This is a genomic window from Blastococcus sp. DSM 46786 (genome assembly GCF_900109665.1).
In the GTDB taxonomy this organism is placed as follows: domain Bacteria; phylum Actinomycetota; class Actinomycetes; order Mycobacteriales; family Geodermatophilaceae; genus Blastococcus; species Blastococcus carthaginiensis.
The window spans coordinates 14,308-36,917 of record NZ_FOAO01000006.1 but is presented as its reverse complement, the minus strand read 5'-3'; the positions used below and the strand labels follow the sequence as shown (position 1 = coordinate 36,917).

Annotated in this window: 23 protein-coding genes; 15 read left to right on the top strand and 8 right to left on the bottom strand. The window is 73.8% G+C overall.

The window, feature by feature from the left end; all coding sequences use genetic code 11:
* Positions 1-44 precede the first annotated feature (44 nt).
* The 3 genes from fbaA (at position 45) to BMW62_RS22520 (ending at position 1,802) form a co-directional block, all read left to right on the top strand.
* A complete protein-coding gene (fbaA, locus tag BMW62_RS07000) occupies positions 45-1,079 on the top strand; it encodes a class II fructose-bisphosphate aldolase (RefSeq protein ID WP_091930136.1) in 1,035 nt (344 codons plus the stop codon).
* A gap of 2 nt (positions 1,080-1,081) precedes the next feature.
* Entirely contained in the window at positions 1,082-1,504 is a 423-nt protein-coding gene (locus BMW62_RS06995; RefSeq protein WP_211435023.1) for a DUF3151 domain-containing protein, read from the top strand.
* A 154-nt stretch (positions 1,505-1,658) separates the two neighbouring features.
* On the top strand, positions 1,659-1,802 hold the full coding sequence (locus tag BMW62_RS22520; protein WP_170852249.1) for a GPGG-motif small membrane protein: 144 nt from the start codon (positions 1,659-1,661) through the stop codon (positions 1,800-1,802).
* Between the two features lie 40 nt (positions 1,803-1,842).
* Here the strand turns inward: BMW62_RS22520 and BMW62_RS06990 are convergent, their stop codons facing one another.
* The 3 genes from BMW62_RS06990 to BMW62_RS06980 all read right to left on the bottom strand — a co-directional run bounded on the left by BMW62_RS06990 (position 1,843) and on the right by BMW62_RS06980 (position 4,494).
* Complete coding sequence (locus tag BMW62_RS06990; protein ID WP_091930134.1) at positions 1,843-2,676, bottom strand: ATP-binding cassette domain-containing protein; 834 nt, start codon at positions 2,674-2,676, stop codon at positions 1,843-1,845.
* The gene (locus tag BMW62_RS06985; RefSeq protein ID WP_091930133.1) at positions 2,673-3,743 is read right to left on the bottom strand and encodes an ABC transporter permease; all 1,071 of its coding nucleotides are present in this window, start codon (positions 3,741-3,743) and stop codon (positions 2,673-2,675) included. Before BMW62_RS06985 ends, BMW62_RS06990 begins: the two co-directional genes overlap by 4 nt.
* 136 nt (positions 3,744-3,879) lie before the next feature.
* On the bottom strand, positions 3,880-4,494 hold the full coding sequence (locus BMW62_RS06980; RefSeq protein WP_091930132.1) for a hypothetical protein: 615 nt from the start codon (positions 4,492-4,494) through the stop codon (positions 3,880-3,882).
* A 119-nt stretch (positions 4,495-4,613) separates the two neighbouring features.
* Between BMW62_RS06980 and BMW62_RS06975 the strand changes: the two genes are divergently transcribed.
* Together BMW62_RS06975 and rsgA are read left to right on the top strand one after the other, a co-directional pair.
* The gene (locus BMW62_RS06975; RefSeq protein ID WP_091930131.1) at positions 4,614-5,903 is read left to right on the top strand and encodes an adenylosuccinate synthase; all 1,290 of its coding nucleotides are present in this window, start codon (positions 4,614-4,616) and stop codon (positions 5,901-5,903) included.
* A 255-nt stretch (positions 5,904-6,158) separates the two neighbouring features.
* Positions 6,159-7,172 (top strand): ribosome small subunit-dependent GTPase A, encoded by a 1,014-nt coding sequence (rsgA, locus tag BMW62_RS06970; protein WP_244523884.1) that lies wholly within the window; start codon positions 6,159-6,161, stop codon positions 7,170-7,172.
* A gap of 60 nt (positions 7,173-7,232) precedes the next feature.
* On the opposite strand, the gene BMW62_RS06965 is transcribed toward rsgA, so the two are convergent.
* Positions 7,233-8,255: a glycerophosphodiester phosphodiesterase family protein gene (locus BMW62_RS06965; protein ID WP_091930273.1), complete on the bottom strand. Its 1,023-nt coding sequence runs from the start codon at positions 8,253-8,255 to the stop codon at positions 7,233-7,235.
* A 196-nt stretch (positions 8,256-8,451) separates the two neighbouring features.
* Between BMW62_RS06965 and purD the strand changes: the two genes are divergently transcribed.
* Positions 8,452-9,735, top strand: a complete 1,284-nt coding sequence (gene purD / locus BMW62_RS06960) for a phosphoribosylamine--glycine ligase (RefSeq protein ID WP_091930129.1) — start codon at positions 8,452-8,454, stop codon at positions 9,733-9,735.
* On the opposite strand, the gene BMW62_RS06955 is transcribed toward purD, so the two are convergent.
* Entirely contained in the window at positions 9,732-11,153 is a 1,422-nt protein-coding gene (locus tag BMW62_RS06955) for an AI-2E family transporter (RefSeq protein WP_091930128.1), read from the bottom strand. The two genes, purD and BMW62_RS06955, sit on opposite strands and share 4 nt — an antisense overlap.
* Positions 11,154-11,249: 96 nt before the next feature.
* On the opposite strand from BMW62_RS06955, the gene purB reads away from it, so the two are divergent.
* From purB to BMW62_RS06920, 7 genes are all read left to right on the top strand, one after another.
* Complete coding sequence (purB, locus tag BMW62_RS06950) at positions 11,250-12,557, top strand: adenylosuccinate lyase (RefSeq protein WP_091930272.1); 1,308 nt, start codon at positions 11,250-11,252, stop codon at positions 12,555-12,557.
* Positions 12,557-13,414: a phosphoribosylaminoimidazolesuccinocarboxamide synthase gene (locus BMW62_RS06945; RefSeq protein WP_091930127.1), complete on the top strand. Its 858-nt coding sequence runs from the start codon at positions 12,557-12,559 to the stop codon at positions 13,412-13,414. The genes purB and BMW62_RS06945 overlap by 1 nt, the downstream gene beginning before the upstream one ends.
* Positions 13,415-13,733: 319 nt before the next feature.
* The gene (locus BMW62_RS06940) at positions 13,734-14,468 is read left to right on the top strand and encodes an endonuclease domain-containing protein (protein WP_091930126.1); all 735 of its coding nucleotides are present in this window, start codon (positions 13,734-13,736) and stop codon (positions 14,466-14,468) included.
* Between the two features lie 127 nt (positions 14,469-14,595).
* On the top strand, positions 14,596-14,832 hold the full coding sequence (purS, locus tag BMW62_RS06935) for a phosphoribosylformylglycinamidine synthase subunit PurS (protein WP_091930125.1): 237 nt from the start codon (positions 14,596-14,598) through the stop codon (positions 14,830-14,832).
* Between the two features lie 4 nt (positions 14,833-14,836).
* Positions 14,837-15,508: a phosphoribosylformylglycinamidine synthase subunit PurQ gene (purQ, locus tag BMW62_RS06930; RefSeq protein ID WP_091930124.1), complete on the top strand. Its 672-nt coding sequence runs from the start codon at positions 14,837-14,839 to the stop codon at positions 15,506-15,508.
* Positions 15,505-17,871 carry a phosphoribosylformylglycinamidine synthase subunit PurL gene (gene purL / locus BMW62_RS06925; protein WP_211435021.1) on the top strand — a complete coding sequence of 789 codons (2,367 nt, stop codon included), beginning with the start codon at positions 15,505-15,507 and terminating at the stop codon, positions 17,869-17,871. Before purQ ends, purL begins: the two co-directional genes overlap by 4 nt.
* On the top strand, positions 17,871-18,287 hold the full coding sequence (locus tag BMW62_RS06920; protein WP_091930123.1) for a sterol carrier family protein: 417 nt from the start codon (positions 17,871-17,873) through the stop codon (positions 18,285-18,287). Before purL ends, BMW62_RS06920 begins: the two co-directional genes overlap by 1 nt.
* 97 nt (positions 18,288-18,384) lie before the next feature.
* On the opposite strand, the gene BMW62_RS22515 is transcribed toward BMW62_RS06920, so the two are convergent.
* Positions 18,385-18,531 (bottom strand): MFS transporter small subunit, encoded by a 147-nt coding sequence (locus tag BMW62_RS22515; RefSeq protein WP_170852248.1) that lies wholly within the window; start codon positions 18,529-18,531, stop codon positions 18,385-18,387.
* Positions 18,528-19,943, bottom strand: coding sequence for an OFA family MFS transporter (locus tag BMW62_RS06915; RefSeq protein ID WP_091930122.1), 1,416 nt, complete (start codon positions 19,941-19,943; stop codon positions 18,528-18,530). The genes BMW62_RS22515 and BMW62_RS06915 overlap by 4 nt, the downstream gene beginning before the upstream one ends.
* A 214-nt stretch (positions 19,944-20,157) precedes the next feature.
* Here BMW62_RS06915 and BMW62_RS06910 point away from each other — a divergent pair, with 214 nt between their 5' ends.
* Together BMW62_RS06910 and BMW62_RS06905 are read left to right on the top strand one after the other, a co-directional pair.
* Positions 20,158-21,249 (top strand): S-(hydroxymethyl)mycothiol dehydrogenase, encoded by a 1,092-nt coding sequence (locus tag BMW62_RS06910; RefSeq protein WP_091930121.1) that lies wholly within the window; start codon positions 20,158-20,160, stop codon positions 21,247-21,249.
* Positions 21,246-21,854: an MBL fold metallo-hydrolase gene (locus BMW62_RS06905; RefSeq protein ID WP_091930120.1), complete on the top strand. Its 609-nt coding sequence runs from the start codon at positions 21,246-21,248 to the stop codon at positions 21,852-21,854. The genes BMW62_RS06910 and BMW62_RS06905 overlap by 4 nt, the downstream gene beginning before the upstream one ends.
* 72 nt (positions 21,855-21,926) lie before the next feature.
* Here BMW62_RS06905 and BMW62_RS06900 read toward each other — a convergent pair whose 3' ends face one another.
* Positions 21,927-22,610 carry a DUF5701 family protein gene (locus BMW62_RS06900; RefSeq protein WP_244523883.1) on the bottom strand — a complete coding sequence of 228 codons (684 nt, stop codon included), beginning with the start codon at positions 22,608-22,610 and terminating at the stop codon, positions 21,927-21,929.

Genomic DNA, 22,610 nt, shown 5'->3' with positions numbered 1-22,610 from the left:
GCACGTACAGCGCCGTACAGCCGTTCCCGACGGAGGAGTGCCGCATGCCCATCGCCAGCCCCGAGGTCTACGCCGACATGATCAGCCGGGCGAAGGAGGGCGGGTTCGCCTACCCGGCGATCAACTGCACGTCCTCGGAGACCGTCAACGCGGCGCTGCGCGGGTTCGCCGACGCCGGCAGCGACGGCATCATCCAGTTCTCCACCGGTGGTGCGGAGTTCGGCTCCGGCACCCGGGTCAAGGACATGGTCACCGGCGCCGTCGCGCTGGCCGAGTTCGCCCACGTCGTCGCCGAGAAGTACCCGATCAACGTGGCGCTGCACACCGACCACTGCCCGAAGGACAAGCTCGACTCCTACGTGCGTCCGCTCATCGCCCTGTCCAAGGACCGGGTCGACGCCGCTCAGGAGCCGCTGTTCCAGTCGCACATGTGGGACGGCTCGGCGATCGAGCTCGGCGAGAACCTCGACATCGCCGAGGAGCTGATGGAGAAGTCGGCGGCGGCCAAGATCGTCCTCGAGCTCGAGATCGGCATCGTCGGCGGCGAGGAGGACGGCGTCGTCGCCGAGATCAACGAGAAGCTCTACACGGCCGACGGCGACTTCCTGCGCACCGCGCAGCAGCTCGGACTGGGGGAGCGCGGGGTCTACCTGCTCGCGGCGACCTTCGGCAACGTGCATGGCGTCTACAAGCCGGGCAACGTCAAGCTGCGCCCCGACGTGCTGCAGCGCGGCCAGGCGCTGGTCGCCAAGGAGTTCGGCCTGGGGGAGGACGCCAAGCCGTTCAACCTGGTGTTCCACGGCGGATCCGGCTCGGCCGAGTCGGAGATCCGCGAGGCGCTCTCCTACGGCGTGGTGAAGATGAACGTCGACACCGACACCCAGTACGCCTTCACCCGGCCGATCGCCGGCCACATGTTCAGCAACTACGACGGCGTGCTGAAGATCGACGGCGAGGTCGGCAACAAGAAGACCTACGACCCGCGCAGCTACCTCAAGGCCGCCGAGACCGGCATGGCCGCCCGCGTCGTCGAGGCCTGCGAGCACCTGCTGTCGGCCGGCCAGTCGCAGGGGGCGTGACCGTGAGCCACCCCCACGGGAACCTGCTGGGCGAGCCCGATCCGACCCTGCTGCCGCCGACGCCGGAGGCCGACGCCGAGCTCGCCGAGGGCGCCACGCTGGCCGAGGCCGCCGCGCACCACCCCACGGTGAGCGGGGTGTGGGCGGGCCTGGCCGAGGAGGCGATGAGCCGACCCGAGCGGGCGCTCGGTGACACGGTCCAGGCGTACGCCTTCGCCCGCACCGGCTACCACCGCGGGCTGGACGCGCTGCGCCGCAACGGGTGGAAGGGCTACGGCCCCGTGCCGTGGTCGCATGAACCGAACCAGGGGTTCCTGCGCTGCGTCACCGTGCTGGCCCGGGCGGCCGAGGCGATCGGTGAGACGGCGGAGGCCGAGCGGTGCACCCAGCTGCTCCGGGACTGCGATCCGACGTTGGCGATCTGATCGTTCACGATCGGTAGCGGGCGGTCCGCGAACGCGGACCCCCCGCTCACCCGCCCGACCAGCACGTTCGGGTCTCCTGGTTTGGATCACCGCGCTCCTGATCACTACGCAGAGTGCGCGGCGCCAGAAGGGCGCCCTGGAGAGGAGACCTCTGATGGCCACCTTGCTCTGGATCCTCGCCGTCGTCCTCGTGGTCGCCGGTGTCGTGGCGATCATCCGCAAGGAGATCGTGTGGGGCATCGTCCTGATCGTGGTCGGGCTGCTGGTGGGCCCGGGCGGGGTGAGCGTCTTCACCTGATCGGCCCCGGGCCCCCGCGGTCGCGGGGGCCCCGGGGAGCTCAGCGCTCGCCGAGTTCCGGGTGGAGCGCGGTGAGCGCGTCGGTCAGCGTGGTGAGCTGGTCCCCGCCGGCCATCAGCGCGGTGAGGACGTCGGAGTCGACGTCGTCGCGGGTGAGGTTCCCCGCGACCTGCCCGTGGGCCAGCAGCAGGAACCGGTCGCCGATGAGGTGGGCGTAGCGCGGGTTGTTGGTGACGACGACGACCGCGAGCCCCCGGGCGCGGGCCGCCAGGACCGCCTGCCCGAACAGCGTCTGGCGTGCCACCGTCATAGGCGTGACGGGCTCGTCGATGACCAGGGCCCGGGCACCGAAGTGCAGCGCCCGGGCGACCGCCAGGCTCTGCCGCTCACCGGCCTGCAGGGCGCTGGCCGGCTGGTCGGGGTCCAGCCCGGTGACGCCCACCCGCGCCATCGCGCGCATCGTCGTCTCGCGCGCGCCGTCCAGGTCCAGCCGGCGGAACGGCCACACCCCGCGGGTGGGCTCGGCGCCGAGGAAGAAGTTCCGCCACACCGACAGCAGCGGGGCGACGGCGAGGTCCTGCCACACGGTGGCGATCCCCGCCTCCCGGGCCTGCCGGGGGGAGCGGAAGCGCGTCGGCACGCCCCCGACCAGCAGTTCGCCCTCGTCGTGGCGGCTCAGCCCCGAGAGCACCTGCACGAGGGTGGACTTGCCCGACCCGTTCTCCCCGAGGACGCAGGTGATCTGCCCGGGGAGCAGGGCGACGGCGACCCGGCTGAGCGCCGGCACGCTGCCGTGCCGCACGGTGACGCCGCGCAGCTCCACCACCGGGGTCGCGCCCTCGACCCGTTCCTCGACGGCGGGGGTGGCGCTCACGACCGCGGCCTCGCGCGGAGCCGCCGTCGCACCTCGCCGTTGGCCAGCAACGCCACCAGCAGCAGCACCCCCAGGAGCGCCTGGAACCACCGGGTGTCCCAGTCGGCCAGCGTGATGCCCTCCCGGGCCACCGCGTACAGCAGCGCGCCGACGGAGGCGCCGATCGCGGACCCGTAGCCGCCGGTCAGCAGGCACCCGCCGATGACCGCCACCACGATGAAGTCGATCCCGCTGAGGATCCCCACCGTCCCGCCGGCCTGGACGCTGGCCAGACGGACGAGCGTCATGGTGCCGAGCAGCCACCCGGCCGCCGAGGTGAGGCAGAACAGCGCCACCGTGGTACGCCGCACCGGCACGCCCAGCTCGCGGGCCGCCTGGCGGGCGCCACCGCTGGCGAACACGGCGTTGCCGAACTTGGTGCGCCACAGCCCCCAGGTCGCCAGCGCCGTGAGGCCCAGCCACCACAGGATGCTCACGCTGAACCGGCCGTTGCCGATCTGCACGGTCGCGTCGAAGACGGCGGTCGCCGAGGACCAGCCCGGGGTCTCGTCGAGCCCGCTGACCCGCGTGCCGCCCGCCACCGCCTGCGACCCGGCCTGGGAGGTGCCCTGCAGGATCAGGAAGGTCGCCAGCGTGACCAGGAAGCTGGGCAGGCCGGTGTTGACGACGAGGACGCCGTTGACCACGCCCACCGCGAGCGCGGCCAGCAGCGAGACCAGGAGCGCCGGCCAGGTGCTCCAGCCCGCGTAGCCGATCAGCAGCGCCGTCAGCAGCGAGCTCGCGACCGCGATCACCCCCACCGAGAGGTCGAACTGCCCGGCCACCAGCAGCAGCGCGACCGCGACCCCGCCGACGCCGAGCAGCGCCGCGGTGTCCAGGACCGTCGCCACCCCGAAGGGGCTGAGCAGGTCGGGCACCCGCACCGCGAAGAAGGCGACGACGACGACCAGTCCCACGACGGCGGGCAGGCTCGGCCGCGCGAACGCGCGCGCCAGGAAGCGGCGCCCGGCGGGCACCTCGGCGGTCCGGGCGCCGAAGGCCGAGCGCGGGTCGGAGATCACCGGCACGGCGACCCGGTGGGGTGGCAGGACGTCGGCAGCGGGTCCTCCTCGGGCGGTCGGGTGCGCTCCAGTGTCCACGACGCCCGCAGCCCGCCGCAGCCACCCGCGCCGAGCCCGCCGGCGTGCCGGAACGGCCGCCCCGTCACGGCTCCAGGCGCCACCGCACCCGGTCGTCGGCGTACCAGGTCCACCGGTCGACGGGCCGCACGTAGGGCACCCCGTCCCGGATGATCCGCGCCGGGTCGGAGGCCACCTGCAGGGCGCGCCCGCTGGTCTGCCGGGTCGGCCGCAGCGGCTGGGTCATCACCGTCACCGCGATGGTGTCGACGGCGGTCCAGTCCGGCCGCACGTCGATCCGGGTGATCTCGCCGTCGGCCACCTTGATGTCGTCGTGGTAGGCCTGCAGGCCCAGCCGGCGCGAGAGGGAGCGGCGGCCGTCACCGGCGGCCTCGAGGCGCCCGTGGTGCAGCAGCACACCGCCGTGGTCGTCGCGGACGAGGCTGAGCTCCCGCGGTTCGCCGCTGCCGATGCCCAGTGCGCGGGCCAGCGCGGTCGAGGCCTTGTCGGCGGCCGGTTCCCACGCCACGGGCACCTCCGCCGTCCGCCCGGCCTTGAGCAGCGCCGCCAGGGCCCCCGACAGGCCGGCGACGGGGCCCCGCACCACCAGCCGTCCGGCCGTGGCGACCGGCTGCAACTGGCTGCGCAGGGGTGCCTCCGCAGGGCCCAGGCGGCGGAGGTCCAGCTCGACCGAGGACATGCCGATACCCTGTCACCCGTCCCACCCCACCGCCCCGGCCGACCTGCCGGACGGATCGACCCGGGTGTCGAGCTGCAGACCCGCGCCGCCACCCCGCCGGACAGGAGAGCCACGAGCCGATGCCCGCTGTCGTGCTGATCGGTGCCCAGTGGGGCGACGAGGGCAAGGGCAAGGCCACCGACCTGCTCGGTGGCCGCGTCCCCTACGTCGTCCGCTACCAGGGCGGGAACAACGCCGGGCACACGGTGATCACGCCCGACGGCGAGAAGTACGCCCTCCACCTGATCCCCTCCGGGATCCTGACGCCGGGCTGCACGCCGGTCATCGGCAACGGCGTCGTGATCGACCCGGAGGTGCTCATCCGCGAGCTGGCGGGCCTGGAGGAGCGCGGGGTCGACACCTCGCGGCTGGTGGTCTCCTCCGACGCGCACTTGATCATGCCGCACCACCGGGCCCTCGACAAAGTCACCGAGCGGTTCCTGGGCAAGCGCAAGATCGGCACCACCGGGCGCGGCATCGGCCCGGCCTACGGCGACAAGGTCGCCCGCGTCGGCATCCGCGTCCAGGACCTGCTCGACCTGTCGATCCTGCGGCAGAAGCTCGAGGGGACGCTGCAGGAGAAGAACCAGGTCCTCGTCAAGGTCTACAACCGCAAGGCCATCGACGTCGACGAGGTGGTCGAGGAGTACGCCGGCTACGCCGAGCAGCTCAAGCACCGCATCGCCGACACCCGCCTGCTGCTGGGCAAGGCGCTGGACGCCGGCGAGTGGGTGCTGCTGGAGGGGTCGCAGGGCACCCTGCTCGACGTCGACCACGGCACCTATCCGTTCGTCACGTCGTCCAACCCGACCGCGGGTGGGGCGGCCGTCGGCGCCGGGGTGGGCCCCACGCGGATCGAGCGCGTCGTCGGCATCCTGAAGGCCTACACGACCCGCGTGGGCTCGGGCCCGTTCCCGACCGAGCTGCACGACCAGTGGGGCGAGTACCTGCGCAAGCACGGCGGCGAGGTCGGCGTCACCACCGGGCGCGATCGGCGCTGCGGCTGGTTCGACGCCGTCGTCGCCCGGTACGCCAGCCGGGTCAACGGCATCACCGACTACTTCCTCACCAAGCTGGACGTGCTCTCCGGTCTGGAGACGGTGCCGATCTGCGTCGCCTACGAGATCGACGGCGTCCGGCACGACGAGATGCCGATGACGCAGACCGACTTCCACCACGCGACGCCGGTCTACGAGGAGATGCCGGGCTGGTTCGAGGACATCCGGAACTGCCGCACCTTCGACGAGCTGCCCGCGGCCGCCCAGGCCTACGTGCGGCGGCTGGAGGAGCTCTCCGGCGCCCGGATCAGCGTGATCGGCGTCGGTCCCGGTCGCGACGAGAACGTCGTCATCCACGATCTGATCGGTTGACCCTCCGGGTCAACACCGCGGCCAGGTGCCGCCCACTGCTGCGCTGAGCCGTTGCCGGCCCTTCTCAGGGAGGCCTCCGGCCGCCCTTCGTCGGGACCGCCTCGCGGGGCGGCATCAGCCACGATCCGCGACCGCCGCCCCGCCGTCGTCGTGCCTCGCGCGTCAGTGCCCGGCGCCGGGAGGCCTCCGGCCCCCGCGTCGCCGGGCACCGAAAATCGCGCGACAGGCCTCCGCCGTAGCGGGAGCATGCCGCGCGTGGAGCTGACCGATCTCGGCTGGACGCCGGACCGCGCCGCCGCGCTGACCGCGGGCTGCGAGCCCGGCCGGGTGGTGCGCGTCGACCGCGCGCGGCTGACCGTGCTGGCCGCCGACGGCGAGCGCCGGGTCCACCCCGCGCCCGCCCTGCACGACGACGCCACCGGCGGCCCTGCGGTCGGTGACTGGGTGGCCCTGCGCGGGGAGCTGGCGGTGGCCGTGCTGCCCCGGAGCAGCGCCTTCACGCGCACCGCCGCCGGCCGCACCTCGGCCGCGCAGGTGGTGGCCGCCAACGTCGACACCGTCCTGGTGGTCGACGCGCTGATCGGGCCCGCCCGGCTGCGCCGGGTGGAGCGCTACCTGGCCGTGGCGTGGAGCAGCGGTGCGGCGCCCGTCGTCGTCCTCACCAAGACCGACCTGTGCCCCGACGTGCCGGCCGGGGTCGCCCAGGTCGCCGACGACGCCCTGGGCGTCCCGGTCCTGGCGGTCAGCCCGGTCACCGGGGCGGGGTTGGCCGCCGTCCGGGCGCTGGTGCCGCCCGGGACCACGGCCGCCATGGTCGGCCCCTCCGGGGTCGGCAAGTCCAGCCTCGCCAACGCGCTGGCCGGGCAGGCGGTGGCCGGTACCCGTGAGATCCGCGACGACGGCCGCGGGCGCCACACGACCACGGCGCGGGAGCTGCACCGGCTGCCCGGCGGCGGGTCGCTGATCGACACCCCGGGCATGCGGGAGCTGGGCCTCCACGACGACGCGGACGGCGTCGACCGCGCGTTCGCCGACGTCGCGGAGCTGGGGACGCAGTGCCGCTACCGGGACTGCGGCCACCGGGGCGAGCCCGGGTGCGCGGTCGCGGCCGCGATCGACGACGGCCGGCTCGACCCCGCCCGCTTCACCTCCTGGCGCAAGCTCGAGGCCGAGGCCCACCGCCAGCAGCTCCGCGTGGACGCCCGGGCGCGACGACACCGTCGTCCTCCGGACGGCACCGCGGCCAGGCAGCGGGCGGGCTCGCGCTGAGCCGCTGCGCAAGCCGCGCCGGGAGCACTCCGGGCCCCGCGCCGCAGTCCCCCGACGGCGTCAGACCAGTTGGGCGGTGACCGCCGTGCGGGCGCGGACGGCGTGGTCGGGGGAGTCGCTGATCAGGCCGTCGACCCCCAGCGCGAGCAGCGCCATCGCGTCACCGACGGCGTCGCCGAGCCCGTCGGGTGCCGTGCCGCGCCGGAGGTGCTCGGGCAGGAAGGCGTTCTCCGCCCGCAGCGTCCAGCAGAACACCGCCAGCTCGGCCGCGTGCGCCTGCTCCACCAGGTGCGGCGTGCCGGTCAGCGCCTGCGCGGCGGCGCCGGCCAGCACGCGTTCCCGGCTCGGACCGATCACCTGCGCGTACGTGGAGACCTCGCGCAGCCCGGAGGGCGTGACCATGGCGTCGCCCGCGGGGAGGTCGGCGACGAGCTGACCCAGCTGAGGGCCGTCCTCGCCGAGCAGCGTGCGCAGGCGGCGGAGCACCGCCGGGTCGAACGACTGCAGCACGACGTCGCCGTCGGCGCGGTCGGCCCCGAGCCGGCGCAGCTCCTCGGCGACCAGGTCGGCCATCGAGCGGCCCGCTTCGGTGCACTCGGCGTGCTTGAGCTCCGCGAGCACGCGTACGCGGCGGTCGGCGGTGGAGCGGCAGCGCGCCAGCTCGACGACCTCGGCCAGCGTCAGGATGCCGAACCGGCCGTCGTAGGCGGTGTTCAGCGGGCGCAGTGCGGGCATCCGCTCGACCGCGCGCAGCGTGCGCAGCTCGGCGTGGGTGAAGTCCTCGGTGAACCAGCCGGTGCACAGCTCGCCGTCCACCACCTTCGTGGTCCGGCGGTCGGTGAACTCCGGGTGGTCGGTCACGTCGGTGGACAGGGAGAGCTCGGTCTCGTGCCGGACGACGAGCACGCCGTCGCGGCTGAGCACGACGTCGGGCTCGATGAGGTCGGCGCCCAGGTCGACGGCCAGCTCGAAGCTGGCCCGCGTGTGCTCCGGCCGGTAGGCCGGGGCTCCGCGGTGTCCGATGACGACGGGCCGGGGAAGGCGTGTCACTGGCCGGTCGGTCAGCGACTCGGTCGCGCGCATGGCACCCACAACACATGAATCGGATGAATCGGGGGCGAACTGGAGGGGACGGATTGCGCACGATCGAGCGGCCACCGCGCTGACCAGCGGAGGACCGGAGCCGACGTGGGCGATCTCACACGGTGTGTCTGTGACGGGTGGGACTGCGCCCCTGCCGCGGGGCCGCCGCCGCGTGGCATCGGTAGGGTCGCGGATCGTGCGCGTGCTGGTGATCGGCTCCGGTGCCCGGGAGCACGCCCTGTGCGTGGCTCTGCAGTCCGACCCCGCGGTGAGCGCGCTCGCCTGCGCACCCGGCAACGCCGGCACGCGCGGCACCGCACCGTCGCCTCCGGGAGGCGAGCACCTCGCCGCGGCCGACCCGGTCGCGGTGGCGGCGCTGGCGCGTGACTGGCGGGCCGACCTCGTGGTGATCGGCCCCGAGGTGCCGCTGGTCGCCGGGGCGGCCGATGCCGTGCGCGAGGCCGGCATCGCGTGCTTCGGCCCCTCGGCGCAGGCCGCGCAGCTGGAGGGCAGCAAGTCCTTCGCCAAGCACGTGATGAGCGCGGCCGGCGTCCCGACCGCGCGCTCGTGGCCCGTCGGTGGCCCGGCCGAGCTGGAGACGGCCCTCGACGAGGTTGCGGCGCTCACCGGCGGCGCGCCCTACGTCGTGAAGGACGACGGGCTCGCCGCGGGCAAGGGCGTCGTCGTCACCCCCGACCGGGAGGCCGCCGCCGCGCACGGCCGGCGGGTCCTCGACGCCGGTGGCGCCGTGCTGGTGGAGGAGTACCTCGACGGGCCGGAGGTGTCGCTGTTCGCCGTCACCGACGGGACGACCGTGCTGCCGCTGGTGCCCGCCCAGGACCACAAGCGGCGCGACGACGGCGACGCCGGCCCCAACACCGGCGGCATGGGGGCCTACGCCCCGCTCCCGTGGGCCCCGGTGGGGCTGGTCGAGGAGGTGCTGGCCACCGTGCTGCAGCCGACCGTGGACGAGCTGGCCCGCCGCGGCGAGACGTTCACCGGCCTGCTCTACGCCGGGCTGGCCCTCACCTCGCGCGGCGTCCGGGTGGTGGAGTTCAACGCCCGGTTCGGCGATCCCGAGACCCAGGTCGTCCTGCCGCTGCTGGAGACGCCGCTGGGCGGGCTGCTGCACGCCGCGGCCACCGGCACCCTCGGCGAGCACCCGCCGCTGCGCTGGCGCGACGGTGCCGCGGTCACCGTCGTCGTCGCCGCACCGGGGTACCCCGAGGCGCCGCGCACCGGCGACCCGGTCACCGGCGCCGACGGCGAGGGCGTGCTGCACGCCGGCACCGCGCTCGCCGACGACGGCACCGTGCTCTCCGCCGGCGGGCGGGTGCTGGCCGTCACCGCGACCGGCGACGACCTCGCCGCCGCGCGGCAGGCCGCCTACGAGCGGGTCGCCGGCGTGCGGCTGGCCGACGCGCACTGGCGCACCGACATCGCGCTGGCCGCGGTCGAGGGCCGGATCGCCCTCGGTTAACTCGCCGCGACCACGGGGCGGGCGCGTTCGGGCCGGGGCTCGGGCGGCCGCGGGCCCTCGTGCCGGCGGCTGAGGTAGGTGCCCGCGACGTTCACGCAGGCCACCGTGGGGACGGCGATGAGGGCGCCGAAGATGCCGCCGATCAGCAGGCCCGCGGCGATCGCGAGCACCACCGCCAGCGGGTGCACCCGCACCGCCCGGCCCAGCAGCAGCGGCTGCAGGACGTGCCCCTCGAGCTGCATGACGCCGATGACGACGGCGAGCGTGATCAGTGCCGTGATCGGGCCGTTGGAGACCAGCGCCACCAGCACCGCCACGGTGCCGGCCAGGAAGCCGCCGATGATCGGCACGAAGGCGCCGAGGAAGACCAGTGCGGCCAGCGGGATCACCAGCGGCACCCCGAGCACCGCCAGCCCGATGCCGATGCCCACCGCGTCGACCAGCGCCACCACGACGGTCGCGCGGACGTAGGAGATGAGCGTGCGCCAGGAGCGCCGGGCGGCCTCGTCGAGGTAGGCGCGGGAAGCGGCGGGGAAGAGGCCCACCAGCCACAGCCAGATGGACCGGCCGTCCTTCAGGAAGAAGAAGAGGGTGAACAGCGCCAGCACGATGCCGGCGACGACCTCGCCCACCGTCGCCGCGGTCGTCAGGGCACCGGAGGCCAGGGTGTCCTGGTTGTCGAGCAGCACGTCCTGGGCCTGGGTGAGGAGGTCGGCGAGCTGCCCCTCGGTGATGGGGAAGCTGCGGACGACGAACGTCTGCACCTGCTCCAGCCCCTCGCTGACCTGCTCGGCCAGGTCGGCGAAGCCCGCGGTGAACCGCTCGACGACGAGCGTGATGATCCCGGCGACCACGGTCAGGCCGACCAGCAGCATGGTGAACGCGGCCAGCGAGGGCGGCCACCCGCGCCGGGCCAGCCCCGCGGCGCCCGGCTGCAGCAGCGCCGACAGCAGCAGCGCCACGAGCACCGGGACGATGACGACCGCGATGTAGGCCGCGGCCCAGAGCAGCACGGAGAACCCGGCGATCACCACGATCAGCCGCCACGACCAGGCCGCCGCGGTGCGCAGCCCGAACGGGACGATGTCCTCCGGCCCGCTGTGGCGCGCGCCGGACGCGTGCCCGTCCAGGTGCGGCGCCGCACCGCCGGGGGAGCCGGGCGCGGGCGGGCCGCTGACCCCGCCCGGGCCCAGCGCGCCGTCGAGGTCCGGGGCGCCGGGGGCCGGGCTGCCCAGCGGTGGCGGACCGCCGGCGTCGTCCCGGCCGGCCCCGTCGGCGTGCGCCCCGTCGCCCCGGATGCCGACCGGGTACGGGTCGGGCGGGCCGTGGTGGTGGTGCCAGGCGTGCGGATCGTGCTCCCGCGCGGCGCGGATGCGCTCGCGAGCCCGCGTTGCGAGATCTCGGGCGCGACGCCGCATCGATCACCTCCGGTAGGGGGCCGTTCGTGTCACGCTAGCCCTGCGGGAGACTGTCCCCGTGCTGCGACGAGCTGACCGGTGGCGGGCGGTACCCGCATGATCGAGCGCTACACCCTCCCCGAGATGGGCCGGGTCTGGAGCGACGCCCACAAGTACGAGCTGTGGTGCCGCGTCGAGACGCTCGTCCTGGAGGCGCACGCCGCGGCCGGCCGCGTGCCCGCCGACGTCGTGGAGCCGGTGCGGAACGCGCCCCCGCCCACGGCCGAGCGGGTCGCGGAGATCGAGGAGACGACGCAGCACGACGTCATCGCCTTCCTCACCGCGTGGGCCGACAACACCGAGCCGCGCTCGGCCGCCGCCTTCGTGCACCACGGCATGACGTCGTCGGACCTCCTGGACACCGCGCTCGCCGTGCAGCTCACCGAGGCGACCGACATCCTGCTGGCCAAGGCCGACCGGCTCGTGGCGGCGCTGCGCGACCACGGCCTGGCGCACCGCGGGACCATCAAGGTGGGCCGTACCCACGGCGTGCACGCCGAGCCGGACGTGTGGGGGCACCGGATCGCCGACCTGGCCTTCGCCGCGGCCCGGTCACGTGACCGGCTGCGGGCCGCCCGCGAGCGCGTCGGCGTCGTCGCCATCTCCGGCGCCGTCGGCACGTACTCGCTGATCGACCCCTCGGTCGAGGTCGCGGTCGCCGAGGCGCTGGACCTGCGTCCCGCCGACGCCTCCACCCAGGTGGTGCTGCGCGACTCGATCAGCGAGTGGGTCTCCGCGCTGGCGATCATCGCCACCGTCTGCGAGGCGATCGCCCTGGAGGTGCGGCACGGCCAGCGCACCGAGGTGCGCGAGCTCTCCGAGGCGTTCGGGTCGGGCCAGAAGGGCTCGAGCGCGATGCCGCACAAGAAGAACCCGATCCGCTCCGAGCGCATCGCCGGGCTCGCGCGGGTGGTGCGGGCGGCGATCGTGCCGGTCATGGAGGGCATCCCGCTCTGGCACGAGCGCGACATCTCGCACTCCTCGACCGAGCGGGTGTTCCTGCCCGACGCCGCGATCACCACCGACTACCTGCTGCACCTGACCGCGGGCTTGGTGGAGAACCTGGTGGCGGACGCCGAGCGCATGCGGGCGAACCTGGAGTCCACCGGCGGGCTGATCTACACCTCCTCGGTGCTGCTGGAGCTGGTGGAGAGCGGGCAGTCGCGCGAGGACGCCTACGCCCTGGTCCAGTCGGCGGCGATGGAGACGTGGAACAGCGGTGTCCCGTTCCGGGAGACGCTGCGGGCCCGGGCGTCGTCCTCGGGCGTGACGCTGGACGAGGGGCGGCTGGACGAGATCTGCCGGCCGGAGAAGTACGTGGCGAACCTCGGTCCGCTCTTCGACCGGCTGGCGGCGCTCACGTGATGGTGGACCTCCCGCTGGTGGCCCGCGGCAAGGTGCGGGAGATCTACGACGCCGGCCCCGACCGGCTGCTGCTGGTCGCGTCGGACCGCATCTCGGCCTACGACCGGGTGCTGCCCACGCCGATCCCGGACAAGGGCGCCGTGCTGACCCGGCTGTCGGTGTGGTGGTTCGAGCAGCTGGCGCCGGTGCTGGCGTCGTTCGGGGCGGCCCACCACCTGGTCTCGGCGTCGGAGGTGCCTTCCGGCGTCGCCGGTCGCGCGATGCTCGTGCGGCGGCTGGCGATGCTCCCCGTCGAGTGCGTGGCCCGCGGCTACCTGTCGGGCTCGGGGACGAAGGAGTACGAGCGGACCGGCTCGATCCGCGACGTCCCGCTGCCCGCCGGGCTGGTCGAGGGTTCGCGGCTGCCCGAGCCGGTGTTCACGCCGTCGACCAAGGCGGAGATCGGTGAGCACGACGAGGCGATCGACTTCGCCCGGGTGATCGCGCTGGTGAGCGCCGAACGGGCCGAGCAGCTGCGTGAGCTGACCCTCGCGCTGTACCGGCGGGGTGCGGAGATCGCCGCCGACGCCGGGATCGTGCTGGCCGACACCAAGTTCGAGTTCGGGGCGGCGGGGGACTCCCTCGTCCTGGGCGACGAGGTGCTCACCCCCGACTCGTCGCGCTTCTGGCCGGCCGACACGTGGTCGCCGGGTGCGGTGCAGCCGTCGTACGACAAGCAGTTCGTCCGCGACTGGCTGACCTCCTCGGGATGGGACCGCGTGTCCGAGCCGCCCGAGCTGCCGGAGGACGTCGTCGCCGCCACCCGCGAGCGCTACGTGACCGCCTACGAGCGCCTCACCGGCCAGACCTTCGCCTGACCCGCCCCGCCCCGCCCCGCCCCGCCGTGCTCCGCCCCGCCACCCCGCCGTGCTCCGCCGCGAGTGCGACGAACTCGTGGCCATCAGCCGCTGATCGCCACGAGTTCGTCGCACCCGGTTCGCCTGTGGACGACGCCAGCGGGCCTTCGCGGCGTCCGGGCAGGCTGCCCGGGTGCCGACCCCGCCCGTCCCGCCGCGCATCCACGCGCCGACCGACCGACGTGGAGCCCGCTCGACCGGGGTGAGCGACTGGCAGCTACGGCATGACGGAATCATCCGGACGTCGAGGGACACGTACCTGCCGCGAGATGCGGGATGGATGCTGCGGCAGCGCATCGACGCCGTCCTCCTGGGTGCTCCCGCCGGCTCGGTGCTCAGCCACCGGACGGCGGCGGAGCTGTGGGACCTCGAGGTCCCGCTGGTCGACGACGACCGGCGGGTGCACCTCACCGTGCCGCCGGGTGCCCGTGTCCGATCGCGGGCGGACCGGGTAATCCACGCCTCGGTCGTGCCCGCCCCCGAGACGCGGCGCATCGACGGCCTGCTCGTGACCTCGCCCAGCCGGACCTGGATCGACCTCGCCGGTGTGGTGCCGCCTGCGGCGCTCCTTGCGGTCACCGACCAACTGCTCGCCCAGGGCTACCCGGCCGACCAGTTCGCGCACGCCGTCCGGCGCTACCGCGGACGGCGGGGAGCCGCTCGCGCGCGGGCGGTGATGGGACGGGGCGACCGCCGTGCGGGCTCCCCCATGGAGTCGGTCCTCCGGTGGGCGATCCTCGACGCGGGACTGCCGTGCCCGGTTCTCCAGCACGAGGTCCGTGACGAGCGGGGCCGCTTCCTCGCGGCCGTCGACATGGCCTGGCCGGAGCGGCGGGTGCTGGTGGAGTTCGACGGCGACGTGCACCGCGAGCGGCGGGTCTTCGTCAACGACCTGCGCCGGCAGAACGCGATCGTGCTGGCCGGCTGGCAGGTTCTGCGGTTCAGCTCAGCGGACGTCCTGGGGCGCCAAGCGGCGGTTCTCCGGTTGCTGACCCGCGTGCTGACCGGCCACTGACGGCGAGTGCGACGAACTCGTGGTTATCGGGCCGCGATGGCCACGAGTTCGTCGCACTCGGCGAGGCGGTGGGCGGGGAGAGCAGGCTCACGCCGGGTGGGTGAGCCGCCCCGGTAGGCTCGGCGGCGTGTCCCGCGTGGTCGTCGACGTCGTCTTGAAGCCGGAGATCAGCGACCCCCAGGGTCAGGCGGTGCTCGGCGCGCTCGGCCGGCTCGGCCACGATTCCATCCGGAGCGTCCGCCAGGGCAAGCACTTCGTGCTCGAGGTCGACGGGACACCCGACGAGGCCGAGCTGAAGCAGATCGCCGAGACGCTGCTGGCGAACCCGGTGATCGAGGACGTCGAGCTGCACCTGGGAGCCTGAAGCCATGCGCATCGGTGTCATCACCTTCCCGGGCTCCCTGGACGACGTCGACGCCGCGCGCGCGGTACGGCTGGCCGGTGGCGAGCCGGTCGCCCTCTGGCACGCCGACCACGATCTGCGGGGCGTCGACGCCGTCGTCCTCCCCGGGGGCTTCTCCTACGGCGACTACCTGCGCGCCGGTGCCATCGCCGCCCGCTCGCCCCTGATGCAGGACGTCGTGGCCGCGGCGAACGGCGGCCTGCCGGTGCTGGGCATCTGCAACGGTTTCCAGGTGCTCTGCGAGGCGGGCCTGCTGCCCGGGGCGCTCACCCGCAACAGCCACCTGCACTTCCGCAACCGCGACCAGGTGCTGGCCGTCGAGCGCGCCGACACCGCCTGGACGCAGGACTACGAGACCGGCCAGCGCATCGTCATCCCGGTCAAGAACGGCGAGGGCCGCTACGTGGCCGCCGACGCCGACCTCGACCGGCTCGAGGGCGAGGGCCGGGTGGTGTTCCGCTACGAGGGCGGCAACCCGAACGGCTCCAGCCGCGACATCGCCGGTGTCACCAGCGAGAACGGGCGCGTCGTGGGGCTCATGCCGCACCCCGAGCACGCGATCGAGGACCTCACCGGGCCGTCGACCGACGGCCTCGGCTTCTTCACCAGCGTCCTGAAGGCGGTCGTGAACGCGTGAGCGACGACGGAACGGCGGGCCGGGCCAGCGCCACCGCAGGGCTCTCCGAGCTCGACACCGGCCCCGGCCGGCTGGCCCACCGGCTGGACACCGTCGAGCTCGCCGCGAGCACGCCGGACGACGAGCAGCCCTACGCCGAGCTCGGGCTCGAGGCCGACGAGTACGCCCGGATCAAGGGCATCCTCGGCCGCCGCCCCACGACGGCGGAGCTGGCGATGTACTCGGTCATGTGGAGCGAGCACTGCTCCTACAAGTCCAGCAAGGTGCACCTGCGCCGGTTCGGCGACCTCCCGCCCAGCGACGCGCTGCTCGTCGGCATCGGCGAGAACGCGGGCGTCGTCGACGTCGGCGACGGCTACGCGGTCACCTTCAAGGTGGAGAGCCACAACCACCCGAGCTACGTCGAGCCCTACCAGGGCGCGGCCACCGGTGTGGGTGGCATCGTGCGCGACATCCTGACCATGGGCGCCCGCCCGGTCGCGGTCATGGACTCGCTGCGCTTCGGCCGCGCCGACGCCCCCGACACCGCTCGCGTGCTGCCCGGCGTCGTCGCCGGCGTCGGGGGCTACGGCAACTGCCTGGGGCTGCCCAACATCGGCGGCGAGGTGCTCTTCGACGACTGCTACGCCGGCAACCCCCTGGTCAACGCCCTGTGCGTCGGCGTCATGAAGCACGAGGACGTCCGGCTGGCGAAGGCCGAGGGCGCGGGCAACAAGGTCATCCTGTTCGGCGCCCGCACCGGCGGCGACGGCATCGGCGGCGTGAGCGTGCTGGCCAGCGAGACGTTCGACGCCGAGGGCCCGGCCAAGCGCCCCAGCGTCCAGGTGGGCGCGGCGTTCACCGAGAAGCTGCTCATCGAGGCCTGCCTGGAGATCTTCGCCCAGGACCTCGTCACCGGGATCCAGGACCTCGGCGGCGCCGGGCTGTCCTGCGCGACCTCCGAGCTCGCCAGCGCCGGCACCGGCGGCATGCACGTCGACCTCGACACCGTCCCGCTGCGCGACTCCACGCTGACGCCCGCCGAGATCCTGATGAGCGAGTCGCAGGAACGCATGTGCGCGATCGTCGAGCCGGGCAAGGTGGATGCCTTCCTCGCGGTCTGCGCGAAGTGGGACGTGCTGGCCACCGTCATCGGTGAGGTCACCGACGGCGCGCGGCTCACCGTCGACTGGCACGGCGAGCGGATCGTCGACGTCCCGCCGCGCACCGTCGCCCACGAGGGCCCGGTGTACGAGCGGCCGATGGCCCGCCCCGCCGACCTGGACGCGCTCCAGGCCGACGACGCCGCCGGGCTGCCCCGCCCCACCACGCCCGAGGAGCTCCAGGCGCACTGGCTGGCCGTCGTCAGCAGCCCGGACGGCGCGGACAAGACCTGGATCACCGAGCAGTACGACCGCTACGTCCGCGGCAACACCGTCCTGGCGCAGCCCGACGACGCCGGCGTGGTGCGCATCGACGAGCAGAGCCACCGCGGCATCGCCCTCTCGCTCGACGGCAACGGCCGCTACGCGCGGCTCGATCCCTACACCGGCGCGCAGCTCAACCTGGCCGAGGCCTACCGCAACGTCGCCGTCTCCGGCGCGAAGCCCCTCGCCGTCACCAACTGCCTCAATTTCGGCTCCCCGGAGAACCCCGAGGTCATGTGGCAGTTCGCCGAGGCCGTCCGCGGCCTGGCCGACGCCTGCCGCGAGCTCGGCCTTCCGGTCACCGGCGGCAACGTGAGCCTCTACAACCAGACCGGCGACGTCGCCATCAACCCGACGCCGGTCATCGGTGTGCTCGGTGTGCACGAGGACGTCCGCACCCGGGTGCCCAGCGGATGGCGGGCGGTGGGGGAGACGGTGCTGCTGCTTGGCGAGACGCGGCCGGAGTTCGGCGGCTCGGCGTGGGCGTCGGTCCTGCACGGCCACCTCGGCGGGCGGCCGCCGGCGGTGGACCTGGCGGCGGAGCGCACGCTCGCCGACCTCCTCGCCGCGCTGGCGAAGGCAGGCTTGGTCGGCTCCGCGCACGACCTGGCCGACGGCGGTCTCGCCCAGGCGCTGGCCGAGTCGGCGCTGCGCCACGGCGTCGGCGCCCGCCTCGAGCTGGGCGAGGACCCGTTCACCGCGCTGTTCAGCGAGTCGACGGCGCGCGTCGTCGTCACCACGACCGATCCGGGTGGGGTGAAGACCACCGCGCGGTGGGCCGGCGTGCCGGTGACCGAGCTCGGGACCACCGGTGGCGATGCGCTGTCGGTCGACGGGCTGGCCGAGCTGCCGCTGGACGAGCTGCGGGCCACCTGGAGCGCCACCCTGCCGGCGCTGTTCGGAGCGCCCGAGGACGCGGTCGGCACCGTTCCGGCGGGCACCGTCCCGACCTCCTGATGCCGGCCCCCATCCCGGCCGACGAGCTGCGGGCGGTGGTCGACCCGGTGCGGGCCTGGCTGGCGGGCGAGGCCGAGCAGCCGCCCCGGGCGGTGCTGGGTGCGGCGGTGAAGACGAGCGCCCGCTGGCTGGCCCAGCAGGTGCCGGGCCGCTCCGTGGAACTGCGGGTGCCCCCGTTCGTCGCCGTGCAGTGCATCGAGGGGCCGCGGCACACCCGGGGCACCCCGCCCAACGTGGTGGAGACCGATGCCGCCACCTGGCTGCGGCTGGCCACCGGTCAGGTCACCTGGGACGAGGCGCTCGCCGAGGGCGGGGTCAGCGCGAGCGGCAACCGCGCCGATCTCGGCGCCCACCTGCCGCTGCGCCCTCTGTCACCCTCCGGGCGACACCGCGGCCAGGAGCCGTCCCCGGGCTGAGCGGAGCCCCCGGGCCCCACTCGGCACGACACCGCGGAACGGCAGACGCCCCCGCCCGCGGGATGCGGACGGGGGCGCCGGTGGTGCTGAAGAGCGGTCAGCCGGTGAAGAGGGCGCTGGCCGCCTTCACGGTGTTGTACAGCCCGTAGACGAGCGGGATGCCGACCAGTGCCCAGGCGAAGGCGATGAAGCCCCCCGGGGTGCTCGAGGCCGGCTGCTCACCGGTGGAGGACGTCGAGCTCATCGGATGGTGCTCCTCTCGGGTTCCGCTGCAGCGGTGGGGATGTCGGTGTTCTTCGGCTCGAAGTACTTCTCGGAGACCGGCTTGATCAGCAGGTTGGCGACGAAGCCGACGCCCAGGATGCCGACCATGATGAACAGGGCGGGCCGGTAGTCGGAGGCGACCAGGTTCCCCGGCTCCCCCTGCGCGTCGAGGATGCCGTTGATGATGAGCGGTCCGGCGATGCCCGCCGCCGCCCACGCGGTCAGCAGCCGGCCGTGGATCGCGCCGACCTGGTAGGTGCCGAACAGGTCGCGCAGGTACGCCGGGACGGTCGCGAACCCACCGCCGTAGAAGCTGATGATCACCGCGGCCAGCGCGACGAACAGCCAGACGGTGCTGGCGCCGATGGTGGCCAGCCCGATGTAGAGGACGATGCCGACGCCGAGATACACCATGTAGATCGGCTTGCGCCCGATGTAGTCCGACGTGGAGGACCACACGAAGCGGCCGGCCATGTTGAACAGGGACAGCAGCCCGACGAAGCCGGCGGCGGCGGCGGCGGCCACGGCGGACGTCCCGCCCTCGCGGAAGAAGTCCTGGATCATCGGGGCGGCCTGCTCGAGGATGCCGATGCCCGCGGTCACGTTGCAGAACAGGACCGTCCACAGCAGCCAGAACTGCGGCGTCTTGATCGCGTTGCTGGCGGAGACGTTCTCGGTCGTGACCAGGGCCTTCTGCTTGACCGTCGCCGGGTCGAAGCCGTGCGGCCGCCAGTCGGCTGCGGGCACCCGCACGATGAGGGCGCCGAACAGCATGAAGACCAGGTAGATCAGGCCGAGGGTGAGGAACAGGAGGGCGACGGAGTTGCCGCTGGCGACCTCACCGGCCGCACCGGTGTAGTCCTCGTCGTACCAGTTCATCAGCTGGCGGGACAGCGGCGAGGCCACCATGGCGCCACCACCGAAGCCCATGATCGCCATGCCGGTGGCCAGGCCCGGCCGGTCGGGGAACCACTTGATCAGCGTGGAGACCGGCGAGATGTAGCCGATGCCCAGGCCGATGCCGCCGAGGACGCCGTAGCCGAGGTAGACCAGCCAGAGCTGGTTGGTGAAGATGCCGAGGGAGCCCACGAGGAAGCCGGCCGACCAGAAGACGGCAGCGGTGGCCATCGCGGCGCGGGGGCCGTTCTTGTCGACCCACGTGCCGAAGAGCGCGGCGGACACGCCGAGCATGACGATCGCCAGCGAGAAGATGATGCCGATCGCGGTGAGGCTGGCGTCGAAGTGCTCGACGAGCGCCACCTTGTAGACGCTGGTGGCGTAGGCCTGGCCGATGCTCAGGTGCACGGCGAGCGCCGCGGGTGGGATCAACCACCGGTTGAAGCCTGGCTTGGCGATGATCCGCTCACGAGCCAGGAAGCTGGGTACTGCCACGGGGAGAACCTCCGGGGACGGGACCGGTACGGCCGGTTGGCCGCGACCGGGACGCGCCCGATGATCTGTGATCTGGGTCGCTATCGCGTGGCACCGTACGTGGTGCGCCAGCAGATTGCGCGTTCAACAGGCCGCTGTGACCGGGGTGTGACTCACCGTCCATGGGCTGGATGGTCGGGGGGTGCGTCCCAGGGGTGGCCCTAGGCTTCGTCACATGGCGTACGAGGTGCGAGGTGTGGTGGCCCGCGGCAAGGGCCTGCCGGTGTCGGTCGAGACGATCGTGGTGCCCGATCCCGGTCCCGGTGAGGCGGTCGTGGACGTGCAGGCGTGCGGGGTGTGCCACACCGACCTGCACTACCGCGAGGGCGGCATCAACGACGAGTTCCCCTTCCTGCTCGGTCACGAGGCGGCCGGTGTCGTCTCGGCCGTGGGGGAGGGTGTGACGAACGTGGCCGTGGGCGATTACGTGGTGCTGAACTGGCGGGCGGTGTGCGGGGAGTGCCGCGCCTGCCGCAAGGGTCAGCTGCAGTACTGCTTCAACACCCACAACGCCGCGCAGAAGATGACCCTCACCGACGGCACGGAGCTCTCCCCTGCGCTGGGCATCGGCGCGTTCGCGGAGAAGACGCTGGTCCACTCCGGGCAGTGCACCAAGGTCGATCCCGCAGCTCCGCCGACCGCGGCCGGGCTGCTGGGCTGCGGCGTCATGGCCGGCGTCGGCGCGGCGATCAACACCGGTGGCGTGCAGCGCGGGGAGACCGTGGCCGTGTTCGGCTGCGGCGGCGTGGGGGATGCCGCGGTGGCCGGGGCGAAGCTGGCCGGCGCGACGACGATCATCGCCGTCGACATCGACGACCGGAAGCTCGAGTGGGCCGAGCAGTTCGGCGCCACCCACACGGTCAACTCCCGGGAGACCGACCCGGTCGAGGCGATCAAGGCGCTCACCGGCGGGTTCGGTGTGGACGTCGCGATCGACGCCGTGGGCCACCCGAAGGTGTTCGAGCAGGCGTTCTACGCCCGCGACCTCGCCGGCCGGGTGGTCATGGTCGGCGTGCCGACGCCGGGCATGGAGATCACCCTGCCGGCGATCGAGGTCTTCGGCCGCGGCGGCGCGGTGAAGTCCTCCTGGTACGGCGACTGCCTGCCCAGCCGCGACTTCCCGATGCTGGTGGACCTCTACCTGCAGGGCCGCTTCGACCTCGATGCCTTCGTCTCCGAGACGATCGGGCTGGACGACGTCGAGCAGGCGTTCGAGAAGATGCACCACGGCGAGGTGCTGCGCTCGGTCGTGGTGTTCGACCGGTGAGCGCACGCATCGAGCAGGTCGTGATCCCGGGCGTCTTCTCCCTGGACGGGCAGGACTTCGACGTCGAGAACAACGTCTGGCTGGTCGGGGACGACGAGCAGGTGCTGGTCGTCGACGCGCCGCACGACGCCGCGCCCATCGTGGCGGCGATCGGCGGCCGAGAGGTCACCGCGATCGTCCTCACCCACGGGCACAACGACCACATCACCGCCGCTCCCGCGCTGCGCGAGGCCACCGGCGCCCCGATCTGGTTCAACGCTGCCGACCGGATGCTGTGGGACATGACCCACCCGGACGCCGGACCCGACCGCGACCTCCACCCGGGCACGGTGTTCACCGTCGCCGGCACCCGGCTGGTCGCGCTGCACACCCCGGGTCACTCGCCGGGCAGCACCTGCCTGCACGCCCCGGACCTGAACACCGTCTTCACCGGCGACACGCTGTTCTGCGGCGGGCCGGGTGCGACCGGCCGGTCCTTCAGCGACCACCCGACGATCCTGAGGTCGATCCGCGCGCAGCTGCTCAGCCTGCACGGCGACACCGTCGTGAAGACCGGGCACGGCGACGACACCACCATCGCCGCGGAGCTGCGCAACGTCGGCTGAGACCCGGGCATAGGAAGCTCTACGTGTGGAACTGGCCTCGAAACCGTAGGTAAAGCTTCCTATGCCCCGGGGTCAGCGCGGGACCCGGGCGGCGGCCGAGGCGATGCCGAGCCAGGTGTGCCGGTTGCCCGCCCAGCACCAGCCGACCTTGGGGGCGCCCCGGCGCTCGCGCCCGTCGCGTCCGGTGCCGTTGCTGATCCACAGCGCCGGCGTCCGGGCGTCGAGGCGGCCGTCGCCCTTCCGCAGCCGGGAGCCCACGGTCATGAAGCAGGCGTTGCGCTCGAGCACCTCGGGGCACTGCAGCAGCCAGTGCACGCCCTCGCCCAGCGTGAGCGGGGTCCGGCCGGCGGCGCCGAGGGCGGGGAGCGCCTCGGCGGGGCTCCAGTTCCGCATCCCGTCACCCCGGTCGAGCCCGGTGACGGCGTAGACCGCGTCCGCGGGGAGCTCCACCCCGCCGGCGGGGCCGAACGCGTCGACGTCGGTCATGTCCTCGACGACGAAACCGGGCCGGCCGTCGAGCTCGAGCAGCGGGGCGAGCGCCGACACCGGGGCCCGGTCGGGGTGCACCACCAGCAGGGCACCCGGGGGGAGGGTGCCCGCGGCGGCGTGGAGCTCCGCCGGGTCGAGGCCGGCGATCCCGGGCACCCCGAGGGCGATCAACCGCTCGGCCTGCGCGGTGGCGGCCGGGAGCGGGGCGGCCGGGAGCAGGGCGAGCGGGAGGGGGGCGAGCGGGTGAGCGGTGGGCGTGGTGGGCAC